Raw genomic sequence first — 20,204 nt, 5'->3', positions numbered from 1 at the left:
CGCCTGGGGGGACGCAACAGATCATGTGGCAATCAAATCCACAGGCACATAAGCAGGCCCCACATAAGAGAGCACGACGCGGAGGCACGCTGATCTCTGGGCAGGGCCGCGAGGGGTTTGGATTGCGCGAAATACTCCCGCCCCCTGCTGCATGGCACACCGGGAGACGCAAACCGCGACGGGCCTCGATGAGACCCACAGCGACAGACCCTTTCTTGAGGTGAACTTACTCGGCTCAAGACTTAAGGCCATGAACGTGGCCTGTGAGCTATGCGCACTGATGGCTTTTTATGGACGAGATTGATGCCAGCGATACACAGGCGAACAGCGCCCCACACAATCGCGGAAACCGGACAAGCCCTGCCCCCTTGGGGAGCGGCACCGTGTTCATGCAAAATGCGGTGTGGAGTTCGGTGTTTACGTAAACAAAGCCTGATGGGTAGAACGCCAAACCCGAAAACACCTTGGCGTTCAAGATGTTAGTTCGGTTCTAAGTCATAAGAGGGAAGTGGCGGACAGACAGGGATTCGAACCCTGGAGACGGTTCCCCGCCTACACACTTTCCAGGCGTGCGCCTTCGACCACTCGGCCACCTGTCCGTGGAGCGCTCTTTAGCCCGAAGCGCGCGCCCTATGCAAGGCCTGTTGCTATATTTTCTCAAAGAAAAATGCAGTGCATGAAAAGAAGCCCGGTGCGCACGCCATTTTCGCAAAAACAATGGCTTGAAAACGCACCGAACCGCACCCGATCAATCAAGAATAATCGTGACGCGCCGGTTCATCCGGCCTTTTTTCTCAATCTTGCCAAACCGAATGCGCCCGACCTCGGAGGTGCGCGCCACATGGGTGCCGCCACAGGGCTGAAGATCAATCTGATCGGCCCCCTGCCCGATCCGCACCAGCCGCACCCGGCCCTGCCCGGTTGGCGGCATCACCGACATGGTTTTGACAATCGACGGATCAGCCAAAAGCGCCTCATCGGTGATCCAATCATCCGAGACCACCAAATCACGTTCGATCAACGCATTGAGCGCGTCTTCCAGCGCCTGTTTGTCGGTGGGCGGCGCGTCCATGGCAAAATCCAGACGGCCTTTTTCAGTGCCAATCGAACCGCCGGTGACCGGCAAAGGGATGACAACCGACAAAAGATGCAATGCGGTGTGGATGCGCATGTGGCGATGGCGGCGCACCCAATCCAGACGTTGGATCACTTTGGTGCCAATCTCCGGCATCGGTGCAGGTTCGGCGGGCACAAGGACGATCTCGGCCCCCTCGCCCTTTACCGTCGTGGCAATCGCAAGCCCTGTGTCGCCCCAAATCAACCGACCACTGTCGCCCGGCTGACCGCCACCAGTGGGGTAAAAGATCGTCTGATCCAAAATCACCCCACCCTCGGGCGTATGCCCGGTGACCACACCTTCGATGTCCTGAAGATATGCGTCCTCACGAAAAAGCGGTTGCGTCATGTGCTGTCTCCGTCTGCCTCGCCTGCCCCATCTTCTGAGTCAAAATCGCTGGGCTCAATCGTTGCTATTTCCGCCTCTGTGGCAGCCACGGTCCCCGCCCGGCTGCGCGGGTTCAACGCCTCAGGATTGCGCAGCCAAATGTCACGTTGGGCAAAGGGAATTTCAATGCCTTCTTCGCCAAAGCGGCGGGCAATCTCATGGTTGATGTCGTTTTTCACCGCAACGATAAAGGTCACGTCGCGCAAGATCGCACGGATTTCGAATTCAAGCGCATCGGCGCCGAAATTCAGAAACAACACCTGTGGGGCCGGGTTGACCGAAACCATGGGTTGGGCGTTGGCAATGTCTTTGAGGATCGCTTCGACCTTACGCGTGTCGGTGCCATAGGCCACGCCGACGGGGACGATGACCCGGCCAATCATATTGCCACGGGTGTAATTGGTGACCTGATTGGAAATCAAATCGGCGTTGGGGACGATGACATCGGTGCGATCAAAGGTCTCGACACGGGTCGAGCGCACGGAGATGTCACGGACAAACCCCATCTGGCCGCCGACCTCAATCCAATCCCCCTCCGAAATCGGCCGTTCGATCAAAAGGATGATGCCCGAGACAAAGTTTTGCACAATGTTCTGCAGGCCAAACCCGATCCCGACGGAGAGCGCACCGGCGACAATCGCCAATGCCGACAGGTCGATCCCCGCCGAGGTGATGGCAAAAATCGCGGAGAGGAACACCCCGACGTAGCCGACGCCTGCGACGATGGCGTTTTGGCCGCCCTTGTCGAGCTGGGTTTTGGGCAGGACCGCCGTAGACAGCGCGGTTTTCAATAGGCGCGTCGCCCCAAGGCCAAAGGCAAAGACCAAGATCAGCGTCAAAAACACCGACACGGACAGATCAACACCCCCGACCGGCACGCCTTCACGCATCCGGGCCCAAATGTCCCAAAGCCGCTCTTTGCGCATGCCCCAAATCAGCGCCAGAACCGGCAGGGCCGCGAGGCTCAGGGCAAAGGTCAAAAGCACCGGGACAAGCCCGTCGCCCTCGTCATCCTTTTGACGGGTGATCAGAGCATAAAGATCAGAGGCCAAACGCGACAACACAGTCAAAAGCGCCAAAAGCGCCAGCGACATCACCGTTGGATAGACCGCCGACACGGCCGCTGACATGTATCCGACCGCACCCAAAAGCACCGCAGCCACCGCCACGACCCGCACCAGACGGGCAACAATATTGGACAGGAGCGCGGTGAACCTTTGCGGCCCCGCATCATCTTCGGCCTCACCCTCCTCCGAGAGGTTTGGGGCTTGTGAGGCTTTGCGTAAAAGCAATGAAAACCGATAGAGAGAAATCGCGGTCAGCACCACCAGCGGATAGGACAAGACCGCCCGCGTGTCGTCGCTATAGCCATCCAGATCGGCCAATTGGGTCAAAATGAATTGAACCGCAATCATCACCGCCATCAAGGCGGCATGCCCGGCCATCTCGGCCCGCTGACCGTTTGTCAGATCAAAAATAGGCCGATCATGCCCGCCCGCGTATAACGTGCGCCCGACGACCCAGCGCGACACAAAATAGGACAGGCCAACAGCGGTCACCGCATTGAACAAAAGAGCGCCGCGCGGCCCCAAAAGCCCCGACGCCTGTGCCCCGGCGGAAATGGCCACAAGCCCCAAGACGGGGGCGATGATTTGCGACAGCGAGGCGATAAATCCGGTCACGCCCTGCCCGGCAGCCCCGACAAAGCGGGACCGGACAAAGCCGGTGAATTGTTCAGACCAATAGCGCCCGCGCGCCACCAAAACCAATGCGATCACCAGATAGAGTAGCAAAGTGGCCGCGTTAGCTTTGAGTTTGGCAATCCCGGTTTCGGAGCGGGCATTGCCCAAAATTGTGGTCCATGCGGTTACGCCCGTTTGCGTGATCGCGGCCAGAGCTTCGGGCCAGAGGGTGGGATTGATCGGAGAGCTGCCCAGTTTCATCAGGGCGTCGGTTTGGCGCGAGGTCAGTTCAGAATCAATCTCTGAGATCAACCCATTGGCGCGGGTATAGGCCTCTTCGGCGGATTTGACCGGGGCCTGCGCCGCCTCCAATTGCGAATTGAGGTCCTTGCGCCGCTTGGCGATCTCGGGCGCTTCGCTTTCCCCCTCGCCGGGCGCAGCCCCCAAAGCGGCGATTTGGGCCTTGAGCGTGTCGATGCGCGCACTGTTGGTGCTTTGGGCGTCGGAGAATTGCGTGCGCCACCCGACCAATTCATCGCGTAGGTTTTCCAACGTGGCATTGGCCGTGCCGCTGTCCGCCAATTGCTTTTCGGCGGCACTGGCCTGGCTCGCCCAGGCTTTATAATCGGGGGCGACGGTCTCCTGCGCGCTGACGGCGAGCGGCAGCGCGAGGGAGAGAATAAAAAGAAGGCGAACGAATATGCGTGTGATCATACACCTTCATATACGTCAGGCAGATCACGCGGTCCACGGTCCAGCCACTGCGGCACCGGAAGATTTTTTTCCTTCAAAAATTCCGGGTTGAACAGTTTCGACTGATAGCGCGTGCCATAATCGCACAGCACGGTGACGATCGTGTGCCCCGGCCCCATCTCGCGCGCCATTTGCATGGCCCCCGCGACGTTCACACCGGAGGAGCCGCCAAGGCAAAGCCCCTCTTTCTCCAACAGATCAAACACCACCGGCAGCGCCTCTTCGTCCGGCACCTGATAGGCGTAATCCGGGGTGAAGCCTTCGAGGTTTGCAGTGATGCGGCCTTGGCCGATGCCTTCGGTGATCGAACTGCCCGCTGAGGTCAGGTCGCCGGTTTTGTAGAAACTATAAAGTGCCGCGCCCATCGGATCAGCGATGCCGATTTTGACGCCCTTGGGTTGCAACGCCAAACCCACACCGGCCAAAGTCCCGCCCGATCCAACCGCACAGATAAAGCCGTCAACCTTGCCGTTTGTTTGGTCCCAAATCTCGGGTCCGGTGGTTTCGATATGGGCCTGACGGTTGGCAACGTTGTCGAACTGATTGGCCCAGATCGCGCCGTTTGGCTCGGTTTGTGCAAGTTCTTCGGCCAAGCGACCCGAATAGCGGACATAATTGTTCGGATTCTTATAGGGCGCGGCAGGCACCTGAACCAATTCAGCGCCTGCAAGCCGCAGCATGTCTTTCTTTTCCTGCGACTGGGTTTCCGGGATCACGATCACGGTTTTGAACCCAAGAGCCGAACCAACAAGCGCCAAACCGATGCCAGTGTTGCCCGCTGTACCCTCAACAATCGTACCGCCGGGTTTTAACAGCCCCTTGGCCACAGCATCCTGGATGATGTAAAGCGCTGCGCGGTCCTTGACCGATTGACCCGGATTCATGAACTCGGCCTTGCCATAAATCTCACAGCCCGTGGCCTCTGATGGCCCATTCAGGCGGATCAACGGCGTGTTGCCAATGGTCTCAATCAGATCGCGTTTGATCGGGGAAGGCGCAGACATGTGTTTCGTCCTTTTATCTTAAGCGTTTCGCAACAAACCTGCGACACAGATATGTGCGAAAGACTATAGCAGTCCCTGAATGTGTAGAACGCGCATTCCCCGAACTCAAGCCTCGCGCCATCAGTCAGGGAGCCTGTTCGCGCTTTTGCTGCTCCTTCAGAACGGACGTTTCTCAGCCGGGGCCATCCGCCAAACGCTCACATCCGGGATCACAGTTAAACGCGCGGTTCCAGACGCAGCCAAATCCCGTCTTTTGAGCGCACAGTCAAATGCGCGACGGGCATTGGCGTTTGCTCCGCCACCGTCGTGATCCGAAAAGCGCGCGCCACCATTGCCAAAAGCAACGGCCCCTCCACCATGGCAAACCCCGCCCCAGTACAGACCCGCGGACCGGATGAGAACGGAATAAACGCATCGCGCAGGCATTGTTTGCCGTTTTCGGTTTTGAACCGGTCCGGGTCAAAGGCATCCGGGCGGTCCCAAAATCGCTCGTGCCGCCCCAAATGCCAAGGCGACAACACGATCTGCGCGCCTTTGGGAACTTGGCGCTCACGGAACTGCACCGGGCATTTGGCCTCTCGCACCATCATCGGCACGGGCGGATAGAGCCGTAGGGTTTCGCGGAACACATCCTTGGTATAGCGCAATTTCGAGAGGTCCGAGAAACTCGGTTGATCGCCAAAGGCCGTGCCTTCTGCGGCAACCCGATCCTGCACCTGCGGGTTGGCTGCCAAAAGCCACAGCGCCCAAGCCAGCGCAGACGCCGAGGTCTCATGGCCTGCGAGAAAGAAGATCGCCACCTGATCGACCATTTCAGAGGTGTCAAACCCCTGCCCCGTGACCGGGTCTGTGGTGGTCATGATTTTGGTGGCCAGATCATCCGGCGCGGTGCCCGCGGCAATCTCGGTTTGGCGCGCTGCGGTCAGATCCGTGATCAACCGGCGGATCGCCTTGGCCCCCTTGCGGGTGTGTTTGCGATGAAACCGCGGCATCCATTTCGGTAACGGCACAAAGGCCGCGATGTTGAGGATCGGTTGGGCCCGTTGATAGGCTTGAAATTCGTCAAACACGTCGCGCGCGACATGATGGGTGATCGGGATTGAAAACAGGGTGCGAAAAATCACATCGGCGGCTGCGTGCGAGGCATGAGGTTCGATGTCAAACGCGCCGTATTGGCTGCGCAGACGCTCCACCATGCCCTGCCCGGCGGCCAACATCGCCGGAAACGTGTCTTTCAACCGTCCGCCTTCAAAGGCCGGGTCAATGATCCGCCGTTGCCGCAGCCACGTTTCGCCATTGGTCAAAAACACGGAATGGCCCAAAAGCGGCCGCAGCCCTTCGGCAATGCGTGCGGATTTAGGGAAATTCATCGGCTCGTCATTGAGCACCCGTTTGACCAAGGACGGCTGATTGACCAGAAACGAGCGGAAGAACGGCGTCTTATATTCCGCCATCCATGCACGATAAAGCTTGGCGGGCTGAGCCGACAGAATGTCTTTGCGAAACAGTTTCACATATTGGCGCAGGCTGGTTTTTTCCGGGCGCGGCATCGGCTTCGGTGGGATCATATCGGGGTTTATGTCTGGGGTCATTCGGGGGCCATGTCCGTATATTTGTTGGCCGGGATGTCGATCCGGCTGGGGCTGGGCATGTGCGTGGCAAAGCGGGTGCGAAGGGTGTGCCCTCCTGCGGTGATTTGGAAATAATCATAGGGGCCGGGTCGATCAAAGGCGCAAAGATATTGAAAATGCAGCCGAAAAAATCGCCGTTTGAGCGCGTTCCAGCGCGCGGGAGAGAGCGTGTTTTTAAACGCAGCGGAGATCACCAGCGGGTATTTTTGATCTTTGGGTGCGACACCGGAGACTTTCACCGGATCGCACAGCGCAAAGGAACAGGGGTCACCCGGTGCGGTGACATCGAGCCAAAACACCTCCTCACGCGCCGATAAATAGGCCAAATCCCGGCGCAACGCCTTCGCCTGCGGCAGATAGGACACCATCGGCACCACCTGCCCCAGCGAGAGGAATGACACTTCGGGGCCAGCGTCCGGCACCTCGCCTCGGCGGATCAGGTCCGCCAAAATCGACACGCCCAAATGCGCGCCCGACGAGTGGCCGACGATCAACACCTCGTCCCAGTCTTGGCGCATGGCCTCGGCAATATCGGCGCGAAACTCAGCAATCCGGTTGACCAAGGCCGGAGGATCGGCGCCGTGCCAGCGCGCCGAAAACCCGTAATCATGCATCAGGTAATAGGCGAAAAACCTGCCATCTTGGCGCTTGAACCATGTCAAAAGCGCAGAGGCCAAGCCCAGCCCGATCGCGATCCCGCCCCAATGGGCAAGCGTCCCAAACATCCCGGCCAGTGCGCTCACGCCCCAGACCAGCCCAAGCGCCACGGCAAGCTGCAACAGCAAGACACCAATCGGATAGAGCGCCGCCAACACCGGGCCGCGACGCAATTTCATCAACCGAAACAACGCGCCAGAGCCAATATAGGTCCACGCCGTGCGCGCAAGGATCAGATAGGTGCGTAAAATCCCGGCGTCCATGCTGGCTTGGACAATATCGGACCAGACCAACACGTCGATCTCGCTCTCGATCTGTGCACCGTGGATGTGGCTGCGCACCGACCAGCCAAACCGCGGGCCTTTCTTGGCAGACAGCGCAATCTCATAGCCGGAAATCTCCGCCTGAGCGCGGCTTTCTTTGCGGTAAAGTTCGCGATAGCGGCGCGGCGGGATCGGGTCGTAGCCGGGGATGTAAAACACCCGCCGCCGCCTGACCTCTTGCTCTCCCACCTCACTGCCTTGCGCCGTCATGCCCGAACCCTTTGGTTTTCAAACATCTTAGCGCGCAAATGTGATCAAAATAAGCCCGAATTTCTGTCTCGCGACCCCTCTTGGCTCAAAGGGACACAAAGCGGTGTGTTACCCGAGCTGACTCAATGCCGGGAAGGTTTCCAAAAGCCAATAGGACAGGCGTGTAAACGCCCCTGTCAGCATCATCAGACCGACCAAAACCAAAAGCCCGCCCATGAGTTTTTCGATCAGACCCATGTGGCGTTTGAGCCGGTTCATCAGGCCAACGGCGCGGGTGATGAAGATCGCTGACAACAGGAACGGCAGTCCCAGCCCAAAGGCATAGGTGGCCAAAAGCATGGTGCCACGCGAGACCGAGCCCTCAGAAGCGGCCATGGACAGGATCGCGCCCAATTGCGGGCCGATGCACGGCGTCCAACCAAAGGCAAAGGCCAACCCGAGGATATAGGCCCCGAACGCCGTGCCCCCCTTGTCGCCTGCATCCAGCCGCGCTTCTCGATCCAAGACCGGAATACGAAAGACAGAGAGAAAATGCAGGCCCAAAATCAGGATCACAACGCCTGAGATTTTGGCGAAAACCTCCTGATTTTTCAGAAAAAACATGCCAAAAGCCGAGGCCGTGAACCCCATGAACAAAAACACGGTGGACAGGCCCAGAACGAACATGATCGCGGGCAGGATCGCCTTGCGCGACCCGCGCCCGCCGCCGGTGAGCTCATTCATCGAAATGCCCGACATGTAGGCCAGATAGGGCGGCACGATGGGCAAAACGCATGGGCTCAAAAACGACACCATGCCAGCGGCCAAAGCCACGAGCATCGAGGGCAAGAGGGTTGCGTCAAAGAGATCGATTCCAAACATGTCCTGCTCATGCCATGTCCCGACGCCTGTGAAAAGCGTCCGCTATGTCGCGCCTGCTCACTTTTGCGTTGGGTCCGTGGGTATACAGACAAAAACGGCCGGGATTAACCCGGCCGTTTTGATTAATATTGCGAGGCTTTAGCGCTCAATTTAGCGTCCGATGCTCCACCAACCGCGGCGTTTCGGACCTTCATCCTCTGGCTCGGATGCGGTCTCTGTCCCGCTGGAGGCCTCGGCCAACTCCGTGGTCGGTGCCGGTGTCGGCTCCGAGGCCGCTTCGGCGACAGGTTCGGCAACGGTTTCAACAACTGGTTCGGCAGGTGTTTCGACCACGGGGGCTTCAACAGCCACCTCAGCGACGGTCTCGGGCACGACCTCCGCAGCAACCTCAGGCACAGCCTCAACTTGCGCTGCCTCAACCTGTACAGTCTCAACCGGGGCTTCAGCAGGCGTTTCCGTCACAGCAGGGGCCGACGCTTCAACCGCTGCCGCCTCAGCCGCTTTCGCGGCCTCTTCGGCTTCGCGTTGGGCTTTGGTCTTGCGTTTGCGCGGTGCGGGCTTCGGCTTTGCAACCGCAGCTTCGCCCTCCCCTTCGGTCACAGGCTTTTTGGCCCGCGAACGTGTGGTTTTGGGCTTTGCGACGGTCTCAGTCTCAGCAGCCGGTTCGGCTCCCTCTTCCGCAACAACAGCAGGTTTGCGTGCCCGACTGGTCCGCGTGCGCTTGGGCTTTTCAACCGGCGCATCCTCAGCGGCGGGTGCCACAGCCACAGCCACAGCCACAGCCTCAGCCTCCGGCGCGCCCTCTTCTTTCGCCTCGTCTTTTGTCTCTGTGACCTCTTCGCTCACAGGCGAGGTTTTTTTGCTGCTGCGCGACCGGGTACGGGTACGCTTGGGCTTTTCAACCGGGGCATCCTCAGCCGCTTCAGACGCATCCGATCTGGCCTCAGCCGGAGTGCTTTCACCATCTTCAGACGCGGTATCATCATCGGACCCAGCGTCCTCATCCGACCCGTTTTCACCCTCTTGCCCCTCAGGCGCATCACCGGGTTTACGGCGACGGCGACGACGACGACGACGTTTTTTCGGCTTCTCTTCTTCGCCCGTGTCCTCGGTGGCATCAACGCTGCGCGGCTCAGACACCTCAACAGCCTCAGCCTCTTCAACCACGGCATCGACCGGCTCTTCCTCCGGTTCGACATAGTCAGCCATCATATCGGCGGAGGCCGAAATGACGTTGCTCTGTTCGGCCACAATCACCCGGGTCGCGGTTTTGAACCGTTCGATGGTAAAGTCTGGCGAGATCATGAACGGATCGGCCTCAAGACGCACGGCCATGCCGTAACGCGCCTCGATTTGAGCCACACGTTCGCGTTTGATGTTGACCAGATAGTTGATCACCGCCACCGGAGCTTTGACCAAAACCTCGCGGGAGCGCTTGCGGGTGCCCTCCTCTTCGAGTTGGCGCAGGATCGTCAGCGCCATGTTGTCATCCGAGCGGATCAGACCGGTGCCGTGACAATGCGGGCAGGGCTGGGTCGTGGCTTCCAACATGCCCGGACGCAGACGTTGACGCGACATTTCAAGCAAACCAAAGCCCGAGATCCGGCCCACTTGGATGCGGGCGCGGTCGGTTTTGAGCTTGTCTTTCAGACGCTTTTCGACAGCGGCGTTGTTGCGACGCTCTTCCATGTCGATGAAGTCGATCACGATCAACCCGGCCAAATCGCGCAAACGCGCTTGGCGGGCCACCTCTTCGGCGGCCTCAAGGTTGGTTTTGAGCGCGGTTTCCTCGATCGAGCCTTCTTTGGTGGCGCGACCGGAGTTGACGTCAACAGCGACCAGAGCCTCGGTCAAATCAATAACGATATAGCCACCGGATTTGAGTTGCACGGTCGGATTGAACATCGAGCTGAGGTAGCTTTCGACCTGGAACCGCGCGAACAACGGCAAGCTGTCCGAGTAATGTTTCACGTTCTCGGCATGAGTCGGCATGATCATTTCCATAAAGGCTTTTGCCTCACGGAATCCCGCCTCGCCCTCCACAAACACCTCGTCGATGTCTTTGTTGTAAAGGTCACGGATCGAGCGTTTGATCAGGTCGCCCTCTTCATAGATTTTCGCAGGCGCAGTGGATTTCAGCGTCAGCGCGCGGATCTGTTCCCACATCCGTTTAAGGTAATCGTAATCGCGCTTGATCTCGGTCTTGGTGCGTTGCGCCCCTGCGGTGCGCACGATCAGGCCAGCGCCCTGCGGCACTTCAAGTTCGCCTGCGATCTCTTTGAGTTTCTTACGGTCTGCGATATTGGTGATTTTACGCGAAATGCCGCCGCCCCGTGCGGTGTTCGGCATCAATACGCAATAGCGGCCGGCCAGAGAGAGGTAGGTGGTCAAAGCCGCGCCTTTGTTGCCGCGCTCTTCTTTGACGACCTGAACCAACAAGACTTGGCGGACTTTAACAACCTCTTGGATTTTGTATTTACGCGGGCGCGGCTTGCGCACCGGGCGGAAATCATCCGACGTGTCATCGTCAGCCACGCTTTCGATGCTGTCGTCTTTGTCTGCGGCGGTTTCGGCGTCGTCTTCGTCGTCGCCCTCATCACCATCATCGTCGCTGTCGCCTTGATCATCCGAACTGTCGTCAGAGGCCGTTTCAGCGTCATCCGCAGGCTCTTCCACGGGCGTGTCTTGTACCGCAAAGGCGGGCGATGTGCCCTCTTCAACCGGGCTATGCTCGGACGGGTCCGCGATCATGTCATCGGCCTCGGAGGCCTCCGGTTCGATCACATCCATGCCCGAAATGCTTTGGGGCGCGCTGTCTTCTTTAACGTTCTCTTCGGTGGCGCTGTCTTGGGTGGCGCTGTCTTGATCCGTCTGCTCGCCCGCGACCTCTTGGGTCTCGACCGCATCAGAGGACGACAGCTCTTCGGCCTTGGACCGTGTGCGCGAACGCGACCGACGACGCGGGCGTTTCGGCTTGTCCTCTTCCTCTTCTTGCGCTTTCGCATAGGCCAATTCTTCGGCCATCAAGGCTTCGCGATCCGCGACCGGGATCTGATAATAATCCGGGTGGATTTCCGAAAACGCGAGAAAGCCGTGACGGTTTCCACCGTAATCGACAAAAGCCGCCTGAAGCGACGGTTCGACGCGCGTTACTTTTGCGAGGTAAATGTTGCCAGCAAGCTGGCGTTTGTTTTCAGATTCAAAATCGAATTCCTCGACCTTGTTTCCGTCCACCACCACAACGCGGGTCTCTTCCGCGTGGGTGGCATCGATAAGCATCTTTTTAGCCATTGTTGTCTTTCGGCACCCACAACAGACGCGCCTCCCCTTCGGGCGGGCACGCGTGTTTTCGGGTGATGTTTTGGGGCGAGCGATCGTGCGGGCAAGGGCGCGGGGACGCAAGCGTCCCGTCTGTGCTCTAATCTTGCCTCGTCGCGTTGCATCGCGGTTCTTCTCCGGCACATCAGGCGCGCCCTTCGGCCCTGCCCTAGTCCCCATACAAATCCCCTTGTCCGATCTGGACGTGAGGGGCGTTTCATGCTGCTGGGTGTGTCACGTCTGGCTTTGTCATGCCTGACCTTGTCTGCCCAGCTGCGGCATCGGTCTGCACTACGGGCGGGCGGCGTCGATGGGGTTCACTGATCTCAGGTGGATCAAGGACCTCACAGGCGGCTCCAGCTCTCGCATGCAGCGAATGAGTCTCACGCGGTTTCCAGGGTGGCGTTTTCCCAAAGGACACAAGGGACCTCAAAGGGACACCAAGCCGGACCTGCGTTCTCCTATCAGTAGTGATCCCGCGCCTCTATGACAACACGCAAATTTGCAAAGTGACATTTCACGTTGGAAATCGCGGAAAAACATGCGCCAATCGCGTATCTTTGCGCCCCAACGGATGGGAGCAGAATGCCAATGACTTTTGCCCTTTTATCTGCAAGAGCTTAACAAAGGCTCACCTGTTCTCACCCCCAGGGCCCTCTTCACTTGCCTGGCTCAGGCATCTGCGCTTTGCTGATCTAGACCTGCGTCAAAGGAGCCAGCAATGCCTCGAACCCTGCCCTTTTCAACCACCTGTGCTCTCATCTTAGCCCTCGCCCCGACACTCAGCCAGGCCGCCCCCCTCACTTGCGCGTCCGAATGGCATCAGGCCAATCTGACCAATTACACCTCCTACCCCGCCCCTGAGAGCGAAGAATGCATTGCCTATAATGCCTGCACTTGGGCGGGGCTGTTTTACGGCCTGGAAGACGCACAAACCGAGGCTTGGGTCGCCGCGCATAATATCGTGGCAGTGCATGAAAAAGACTGGGGATGGTTGGGCATGAAGGTGCTGCATCTGCGCCAAGGTGGGCACGAGATCACCGCCCAAGCCATCGACATTTGTTCAGATGCGGATTGTGACGGCTGTTGTACCCAAAACCTTGGCGGGGATGGCTATTTGGTCGATATCGAGGTCAACACCATGGCGCGGTTTGGCGCGGGGGACGGAGTTGTCGAATTTCAAGTCTGTGAATAGGCCCCGCACGATGACGGGCAGGTCACGGGCAGGGCCAAATCCGGTTACAGATAATCGGCGCGTTGCAGGCTGTATTTCGCCATTTTCTCATTCAACGTCCGCCGCGGCAGGCACAATTCGTCCATCACCGCCACGATAGACCCCTTATGGCGGCGCATCGTGTTGTCGATCAACATCCGCTCGAACGCTTCGACATATTCCTTCAACGGCTTGCCTTCGGTGGTCATGGTTTGCTGTTCGGGGGCGTCCGATTCCGAGAGCAACAAAGAGGTGATCGAGCCAGAGCCACGACGGCTTTGCAACACCGAACGCTCCGCCACATTGATCAACTGCCGGATATTGCCGGGCCACGGTGCTTGCAACAATTGTGCGGCCTCTTGCGCTGACACCTCAGGCGCGTCGCAGCCGTATTCCTCGGCAAACTGTTGGCTCAACTGGGTGAACAGCGACAGGATGTCTTCGCCGCGCGCGCGCAGGGGCGGCGTGGTGATTTTCATTGCCGCCAAGCGGTAAAACAAGTCCGGGCGCATCGCGGACTCGCAGGTCCGGCCTTGTTCTTGCAGGTTACAGATCGCGATGATCCGGGTTTCCGGCGGCGTGCCCTGTTCGTTGATCAAGGTCAGCAAACGCGCCTGAAGCGGCATCGGCATTGCCTCGATGTCTTCGAGCACCAACGTGCCGCCACGCGCCTCTTCGAACAGCGGTTGAATTTGCCCGTCCGGGTCGGGACCAAACAGCCGCTTCGCCAGATCATTCTCATCGCGTCCGGCGCAGGCAAAGGTGATGAATTTCTTCGAGGCCCGCGCACCGACAGCATGCAACGCGTGGGCAATCAGGGTTTTGCCCGTGCCGGTTTCGCCGTCGATCAACACATGACCATCGGCTTGGCCCAGATCCAGAATATCCTCGCGCAAACGCTCCATCACCGGGCTTGCGCCGATCAGTTTATTCATGATGCCGGTGCCATCGGACAACTCGCGGCGCAGCGCCCGATTATCAAGCGTCAGCCTGCGCGCATTGGTGGCCTTTTTCGCCAGTTCCGTCATCCGGTCCGGGTTAAACGGCTTTTCCAGGAAATCAAACGCGCCAATGCGCATCGCTTCGACCGCCATCGGCACATCGCCGTGCCCGGTGATCATGATCACCGGCAGGCCACTGTCGACGCTCATCAGTTTCTTGAGAAACTGCATCCCATCCATGCCCGGCATTTTGATATCGGTGATGACAACGCCCGGATAATCCGATCCAAGCGCCTTCACAGCTTCCTCCGCCGTGGCAAAGGTTTCCGTGTCAAATCCAGACAGCGCAAGCCATTGGCTGATGGATTGGCGCATGTCCTGTTCGTCATCGACGATCGCGATTTTCATTGCCGTCGCCATGGTCTTTCCTCTTCTTTTTCGGCCCAAACTCTGGGCCACCTTCATTCAGGCCACCAAAGATGCGGCGTTACTGCGCCGCGTGCCGGCTTTCGCGCGACAAGGGCAGCACCATTTCAAAGGCGGCACCGCCCACAGGACGGTTGCGCGCCATCAAGCGCCCCCCCAACTCGGCCACAATCCCAGACGAGATCGCCAACCCAAGCCCGACGCCATCGCCTGGCGCCTTGGTGGTGTAGAACGGCTCAAACAGCGTATCGAGGTCCTCAATGCCACTGCCATTGTCGCGCACGGTCACGGCGGCTTGAGTGCCACCTGTGACCAATATTTCGATTTGGGGTTCAGATGCGGTTTTACAAGCATCAAAGGCGTTTCTCAGCAGATTGACCAAGACCTGTTCCAACCGCACCCGGTCGCCATCGACGATCACCGGCTCCGGCGGCAAGGTGCGAATGATCTCGACCGAGCGCTGTTTGAGTTGCGGCTCCATCATTGAGAGCGCCGAGGACACACAGTCGCGCAGGTCAATCGGCTGAAGCTGATCAGAGCCTTTGCGGGCATAGGATTTGAGCTGTTTGGTGATCGCGGCCATGCGGTTGATCAGGTCGTCAATCCGCCCAAACGAGGCCAAAGCCTCCTCTGAGCGCTTGCGTTTGATCAACAGCCGCGCCCCCGCCAAATAGGTCTTCATCGCCGCCAGCGGTTGGTTCAATTCGTGACTGACCGCCGCCGACATTTCGCCCAGCACGGCCAATTTCGACGATTGCGCCAAGGTCTGCTCGGCAACCTCAAGGCTTTTCTCCGCCCGTTTGCGTTCCAAAATCTCACGCTCAAGCGCCGCGTTCAACAGCCGCAACTCGGCACTTTCACGTTGGAACAAACCCGCTCGTGACACCGCACGCCGCGAGGTCAGGTAAAACACCCCCGAGAGCAACACAGCAAAGCCCATGATCTCAAGCGCCAAAAACCCATTCACCCGCTCGCGCACGCTGGAATAGGCCGTGAAGGAGGTCATCCGCCAGCCGCGAAACGGAATGCGGCTCTCTAAGCGCATCAAGGCCTCACCACCCAAATAGACCTCTGCCGGGTCCGGCGACCAATCGGTGGTGATTTGAAACGCCCGTTCAATCGCGGTCGGCGCATCGGTGACGGCCAAGGCCTCGGTTTCGGTTTTCGAGCGCCAACGGGGTTCGGTCGACAGGATGATCTGACCTTCCGAGTTGGCCACCACCACCGCGTCGGAAATCCCGGCCCATGTTTTTTCAAATCGGGCCAGATCGACCAGCACCACGATCACCCCAGCCAGCGCGCCGTTGACATCAATCCGGCGGCTGTAGGTGAACTCATAGGCGCCATTGTCGAGCTGGGTGGTTTTGAAAATCGTATCGTTGGAGCGCAGCGCGTCGACGAAATAGGGTGATTGCCGGTTGTTGGCGCCCAAAAGCGAGCGATCTGTCGCCGCCACAACCCGCCCGCTTTCATCCAAAAGTGTGATCCCCGCGGCACCAATTTCTTGGACATAGGAGATCAGATGTTGCGAGGTCTGGGCGAAATCATTGGAATTCAGAGCCCCGACCAAAACCGGGTCGCGCGACAACAGGATTGGAACGATGGAATTGCGCTGAAGCTCGGACAGCAGGTTGCCGGAGTAGAGCGCTTGGCGCACCTCGGCGCGGTTGCGCGTCAGGATGGTGTAGCGTTCGGTCAGAAACAGGTTGGTGACCCAAATCACACCAATGGCCGCCACGACAAACGCAACAAGCGCCAGTCGTCCGGCCCAGGTCATTGTTTTCGGCCTTTTCGGCCCCATCAGGTCGCGGTCACTCATGCGAACAGAATACGCCCGCCCGCCCCGGAGCCGCAAGAGGGCGCGAGAGCGGCTCCGGCGTCAAACCCAGCGGATTTTTGACGGTTTTCAACAATTTGAGCGGAGTTTCGCCACAGAGGAGCCCAATGCGCGGTCCACAGGCGGCTCAGAGTTGACCCACCCTTAACCCGGTTTAGGCAGAGACCACGGCGTCGAGCAGCGCGGCAAAGAACGCAGCGCCGTCTTCATTGCCATGCGCGGGCTCAGACGCCCGTTCCGGGTGCGGCATCATCCCCAAGACGCGGCGGTTCGGCGACAAGATGCCCGCGATGTCGCGATCCGAGCTGTTCGGGTTGTCCAGATAACGGAACGCCACAAGCCCCTCGCCCTCCAACATGTCCAACGTGTCGGCATCGGCGGTGAAATTGCCGTCGTGATGCGCAATCGGGATGCGGATGTGCTGACCTTGAGCATAGGCGGAGGTATAGGGGCTGTCGGTGGTTTCAACGGCCAAGCCAACGGTGCGGCAGATGTATTTCAAATCCCCATTGCGCAGCAAAGCACCGGGCAAAAGCCGCGCTTCGGTGAGCACCTGAAAGCCGTTGCAAATGCCAAAGGCATAGCCGCCACGCTCAACGTGTTTTTTCAACGAGGCCACGACGGGCGAGTTCGCCGCAATCGCGCCACAGCGCAGGTAATCGCCATAAGAAAACCCACCCGGCACGCCGACAACATCGACGCCTTCGGGCAGGTCCGCGTCCTTGTGCCAAACCATCGTAACATCCGCCCCCGCGCGTTTAAGCGCCGTGTACATATCGCGATCACAGTTCGATCCGGGGAATTGCAGAACGGCGGCTTTCATCAGCAGAGCTCCTTGGCAGATAGGCAGATGGGAGGCATTCGCCCGCCTGATACGATGGGACGGGGTTTGGATCAAGTGGGGATTACCCTCGTGTCACCCGGACTTGCCAACAATTGTTGCGCGCGGAACGGATGTCGACAAAGGCGATGTCCTCGCGGGTCAGCAATTCGACGCAATAGGGTTTGATCTCGGATTGTGGCGTGATCCGTCCCGTGCCGTAAACGATGCGCTCCTCCACGGTATAGGCTTTGATCAGATAGTCCGGCGAGCTGGTCAACACCTCCGGGATCTCTGAACTGAAGTAAGGCGGGCACGCCTGTGCGCAAAGAAAGATCGGTCCGGTTTCAGCATAGGGGTGCAGCGCGGAGAACGGTCGATGCGCGCAAATCAGCATCCCCGCCCCTTTGGGCACATGGCACAAACAATGCCGACATGGCGCGGCGTCATAGGGGTTCAACACCCGCTCGGGCGTCTGGCCATTGGCGTCCGGCATGCCCAGACGCAGCGCATGGGTGGTGAGTGTGGGCACTCCTTGAAAGATCATCATAAGGCTCCTGTGTAGATGTGCCTCAGACCTAAAAAGCCGCTTTCATTTTGGCGACCCGAATCCTGTGGAAACGGATTTCGGGGCCAGAGCGCTGTCCCTTGCGCATGACGGAGCTTGAGCAAACAAGGATTGTACACGAGCATCATCGCATGACAGCCATAGAGCGCAAAACACTTGAGCAATTGGAAAAAGACGTGTGGCCTGCGCCGGAATTCGGTTCCTATCTTGTGACAACCTGTCATCAATGGCGTCAAAAACCGTTAAACGCATTCACAGTCCAAGACCTTCGCATCATAATCGGCCAAGGCATTGGCATAAAGTTCCTGCTCCCCAAAGCGATTGAACCCCTTAAGGTAAATCCCTTTTCAGAAGGCGATTTTTATCACGGTGACCGTCTCATACAGGTGCTCAAACTTGCCCCCTGCGTCCTGAAAGCGGACACAGCACTTTACCAGGATTTGATCCATGCAAGCCTTGCCGCCCTTCACTCTCTAGACCCGGTTCTGTCCAATGCAGACCGAGAACGAGTGGAGCGGTTTTTGGAGCCCCCCTGACGACCAGACACAAAGACCTCCAAGCACCCCAATCGCCCAACAAAAAACCGCCCCCAAAGGAGCGGCTTTTCAATGTCTTACAGATCAAACTCAGATCAGAGCAGGGTGATCCGGTAGCTTTCGATCACGGTGTTGGCCAAAAGCTTGTCACACATCTCTTTGATGGTGTCCTCGGACGTGCCATCGGCCAGATCCAATTCGATCACCTTGCCCTGACGGACCTCGTTGACGCCCTCGAACCCAAGCGCGCCAAGCGCGTGTTGGACGGCCGCCCCTTGGGGGTCGAGAACACCGGTTTTCAGCATGACGTCGATGCGGGCTTTCATCGTGGGCAATCCTTTAGGAAGTTAGTTGATCAGGGTCGGCTTGTCGCCGATCGGGCCGTTCGTGGGCAAAACGCCAAGGCGGCGGGCCACTTCGGAATAGGCATCGGTGAGCGAGCCCAAGTCACGGCGGAACACGTCTTTGTCAAGCTTCTGCCCGCTTTCAATATCCCACAACCGGCAGCTGTCCGGTGAAATCTCATCGGCCACGATCAGGCGCATGAAATCGCCCTCCCAAACTCGGCCAATTTCGATTTTGAAATCAATCAATTTGATGCCAACGCCGTACATCACGCCGGACATGAAATCATTCACCCGCAGCGCCAAAGCGACGATGTCGTCGAGGTCCTGCTGCGAAGCCCAACCAAAAGCGATGATATATTCTTCGGGCACCAAAGGGTCGCCCAAAGCATCGTCTTTGTAGGAAAATTCGATGATCGGACGCGGCAGACGCATGCCCTCTTCAAGACCCAGACGTTTCGCCATCGAGCCCGCGGCAAAGTTGCGCACGATGACTTCGAGCGGAATGATCTCGCATTGACGGATCAACTGCTCGCGCATGTTAAGGCGTTTGATGAAGTGGTTCGGCACGCCGATGGCGGTCAGCCCGTTCATGAAAAACTCGGACAAGCGGTTGTTCAACACGCCCTTGCCTTCGATGGTGGCGCGCTTCTCGGCGTTGAACGCAGTGGCGTCATCTTTGAAATACTGGATCAGCGTGCCTGGCTCTGGACCTTCGTACAGGGTCTTCGCTTTGCCTTCATAGATTTTTTTACGGCGCGCCATGGGGCCTCCAAAAGCTGATGGGCCGGGAATCATCGCGACCGGCCTCTTTATGCCGCTCTTTAGGGCAAGGGAACGCCGGGAGCAAGTTCGGTGCCATAATTGCACCCGCCTGAGCCTAAAACTCTGCGCAAACGCCCCCTGCCCGTCGGTCGCGGATTTTACGCGTATAAAGTTTTTGATAAAATTTCACCCAAGTGACTTGATATGTCGCAAAGATAAGTCCCATATTTTAAATAAGATCATCTGTTGAGGAGGAGCCAACAATGACCACATTTGACGAGCGTGAAGCTGCATTTGAATCGAAATTTGCCCATGACGCCGAAGCTCAATTCCGGTTGGAGGCGCGTGCGGACAAAAAAATCGCGCTTTGGGCCGCCGATATTATGGGAAAATCCGCAGCCGATGCTTTGGCCTATGTGGCTGAGGTGATCCGGGCTGATCTGAAAGAATCCGGTGCCGAAGACGTGATCGCCAAAGTTGCCGAAGATCTCGGCGCACGCTCATCCGCCATCGCAATCCGCGAACAATATGCCGCCTTCATGGTCGAGGCTCAAAACGAGCTGACGCAATAAGTTTGGCTTAGCGCCGATCCGACACGCTCGGCTGTGGTCGGGTTTGGTGGGTGTGGTTCAGCCTCTAACAGACACTGTCTATTTTGACGTCACGGCCCGCAGTTATCTTGCGGGCCGTTTTAACATTCCCACCCTCTCACAGCTCCATTTGGTATTTTTGACTGCGCTGCGATCAAATTGAGCCCGGATTAATCGAATCTTGGCAAACCGGGACTAATGCTCACAGACCAATGATGTGT

Annotated in this window: 16 protein-coding genes and 1 tRNA gene; 3 read left to right on the top strand and 14 right to left on the bottom strand. The window is 58.3% G+C overall.

Annotation, left to right across the window (positions count from 1 at the left end):
* Nucleotides 1-509: 509 nt before the first annotated feature.
* The 8 genes from DA792_RS06695 to DA792_RS06660 all read right to left on the bottom strand — a co-directional run bounded on the left by DA792_RS06695 (nt 510) and on the right by DA792_RS06660 (nt 11,916).
* Nucleotides 510-599, bottom strand: a tRNA-Ser gene (locus DA792_RS06695).
* Nucleotides 600-748: 149 nt separating this feature from the next.
* Nucleotides 749-1,465 (bottom strand): alanyl-tRNA editing protein, encoded by a 717-nt coding sequence (locus DA792_RS06690; protein WP_107719221.1) that lies wholly within the window; start codon nt 1,463-1,465, stop codon nt 749-751.
* Complete coding sequence (locus DA792_RS06685; RefSeq protein WP_107719220.1) at nt 1,462-3,900, bottom strand: DUF3772 domain-containing protein; 2,439 nt, start codon at nt 3,898-3,900, stop codon at nt 1,462-1,464. The genes DA792_RS06690 and DA792_RS06685 overlap by 4 nt, the downstream gene beginning before the upstream one ends.
* Nucleotides 3,897-4,943, bottom strand: coding sequence for a cysteine synthase A (locus tag DA792_RS06680; protein ID WP_107719218.1), 1,047 nt, complete (start codon nt 4,941-4,943; stop codon nt 3,897-3,899). The genes DA792_RS06685 and DA792_RS06680 overlap by 4 nt, the downstream gene beginning before the upstream one ends.
* A 215-nt stretch (nt 4,944-5,158) precedes the next feature.
* Entirely contained in the window at nt 5,159-6,511 is a 1,353-nt protein-coding gene (locus DA792_RS06675; RefSeq protein WP_107722594.1) for a cytochrome P450, read from the bottom strand.
* A gap of 20 nt (nt 6,512-6,531) precedes the next feature.
* Nucleotides 6,532-7,764, bottom strand: a complete 1,233-nt coding sequence (locus tag DA792_RS06670; protein WP_107719216.1) for a hypothetical protein — start codon at nt 7,762-7,764, stop codon at nt 6,532-6,534.
* 108 nt (nt 7,765-7,872) lie between these two features.
* On the bottom strand, nt 7,873-8,625 hold the full coding sequence (locus DA792_RS06665; protein ID WP_107719214.1) for a cytochrome c biogenesis CcdA family protein: 753 nt from the start codon (nt 8,623-8,625) through the stop codon (nt 7,873-7,875).
* A gap of 150 nt (nt 8,626-8,775) precedes the next feature.
* Nucleotides 8,776-11,916 carry a ribonuclease E/G gene (locus tag DA792_RS06660; protein WP_107719212.1) on the bottom strand — a complete coding sequence of 1,047 codons (3,141 nt, stop codon included), beginning with the start codon at nt 11,914-11,916 and terminating at the stop codon, nt 8,776-8,778.
* A gap of 748 nt (nt 11,917-12,664) precedes the next feature.
* On the opposite strand from DA792_RS06660, the gene DA792_RS06655 reads away from it, so the two are divergent.
* On the top strand, nt 12,665-13,138 hold the full coding sequence (locus DA792_RS06655; protein ID WP_107719210.1) for a hypothetical protein: 474 nt from the start codon (nt 12,665-12,667) through the stop codon (nt 13,136-13,138).
* A 44-nt stretch (nt 13,139-13,182) separates the two neighbouring features.
* Here DA792_RS06655 and DA792_RS06650 read toward each other — a convergent pair whose 3' ends face one another.
* The 4 genes from DA792_RS06650 to DA792_RS06635 all read right to left on the bottom strand — a co-directional run bounded on the left by DA792_RS06650 (nt 13,183) and on the right by DA792_RS06635 (nt 17,730).
* Nucleotides 13,183-14,517: a sigma-54-dependent transcriptional regulator gene (locus tag DA792_RS06650; RefSeq protein ID WP_107719208.1), complete on the bottom strand. Its 1,335-nt coding sequence runs from the start codon at nt 14,515-14,517 to the stop codon at nt 13,183-13,185.
* 67 nt (nt 14,518-14,584) lie between these two features.
* Nucleotides 14,585-16,300, bottom strand: coding sequence for a sensor histidine kinase (locus DA792_RS06645; protein WP_199908130.1), 1,716 nt, complete (start codon nt 16,298-16,300; stop codon nt 14,585-14,587).
* 214 nt (nt 16,301-16,514) lie between these two features.
* Nucleotides 16,515-17,183, bottom strand: coding sequence for a phosphoribosylformylglycinamidine synthase subunit PurQ (gene purQ, locus DA792_RS06640; protein WP_107719203.1), 669 nt, complete (start codon nt 17,181-17,183; stop codon nt 16,515-16,517).
* 82 nt (nt 17,184-17,265) lie between these two features.
* Nucleotides 17,266-17,730 (bottom strand): DUF1203 domain-containing protein, encoded by a 465-nt coding sequence (locus DA792_RS06635; protein ID WP_368074499.1) that lies wholly within the window; start codon nt 17,728-17,730, stop codon nt 17,266-17,268.
* Nucleotides 17,731-17,834: 104 nt separating this feature from the next.
* Between DA792_RS06635 and DA792_RS06630 the strand changes: the two genes are divergently transcribed.
* Nucleotides 17,835-18,284, top strand: a complete 450-nt coding sequence (locus DA792_RS06630) for a contact-dependent growth inhibition system immunity protein (RefSeq protein WP_107719201.1) — start codon at nt 17,835-17,837, stop codon at nt 18,282-18,284.
* 95 nt (nt 18,285-18,379) lie between these two features.
* On the opposite strand, the gene purS is transcribed toward DA792_RS06630, so the two are convergent.
* Both purS and purC read right to left on the bottom strand, forming a co-directional pair.
* Nucleotides 18,380-18,610: a phosphoribosylformylglycinamidine synthase subunit PurS gene (gene purS, locus DA792_RS06625; RefSeq protein WP_107719199.1), complete on the bottom strand. Its 231-nt coding sequence runs from the start codon at nt 18,608-18,610 to the stop codon at nt 18,380-18,382.
* Nucleotides 18,611-18,631: 21 nt separating this feature from the next.
* Nucleotides 18,632-19,393 carry a phosphoribosylaminoimidazolesuccinocarboxamide synthase gene (gene purC, locus DA792_RS06620; protein WP_107722592.1) on the bottom strand — a complete coding sequence of 254 codons (762 nt, stop codon included), beginning with the start codon at nt 19,391-19,393 and terminating at the stop codon, nt 18,632-18,634.
* A gap of 263 nt (nt 19,394-19,656) precedes the next feature.
* On the opposite strand from purC, the gene DA792_RS06615 reads away from it, so the two are divergent.
* Nucleotides 19,657-19,965 carry a DUF1476 domain-containing protein gene (locus tag DA792_RS06615; protein ID WP_107719197.1) on the top strand — a complete coding sequence of 103 codons (309 nt, stop codon included), beginning with the start codon at nt 19,657-19,659 and terminating at the stop codon, nt 19,963-19,965.
* Nucleotides 19,966-20,204: the final 239 nt, after the last annotated feature.

The sequence above is a fragment of the Celeribacter baekdonensis genome, from assembly GCF_003047105.1.
Classification (GTDB): domain Bacteria; phylum Pseudomonadota; class Alphaproteobacteria; order Rhodobacterales; family Rhodobacteraceae; genus Celeribacter; species Celeribacter baekdonensis_B.
The sequence above is the reverse complement of the archived record's forward strand: the minus strand, read 5'-3'. Positions and strand labels throughout refer to the sequence as shown.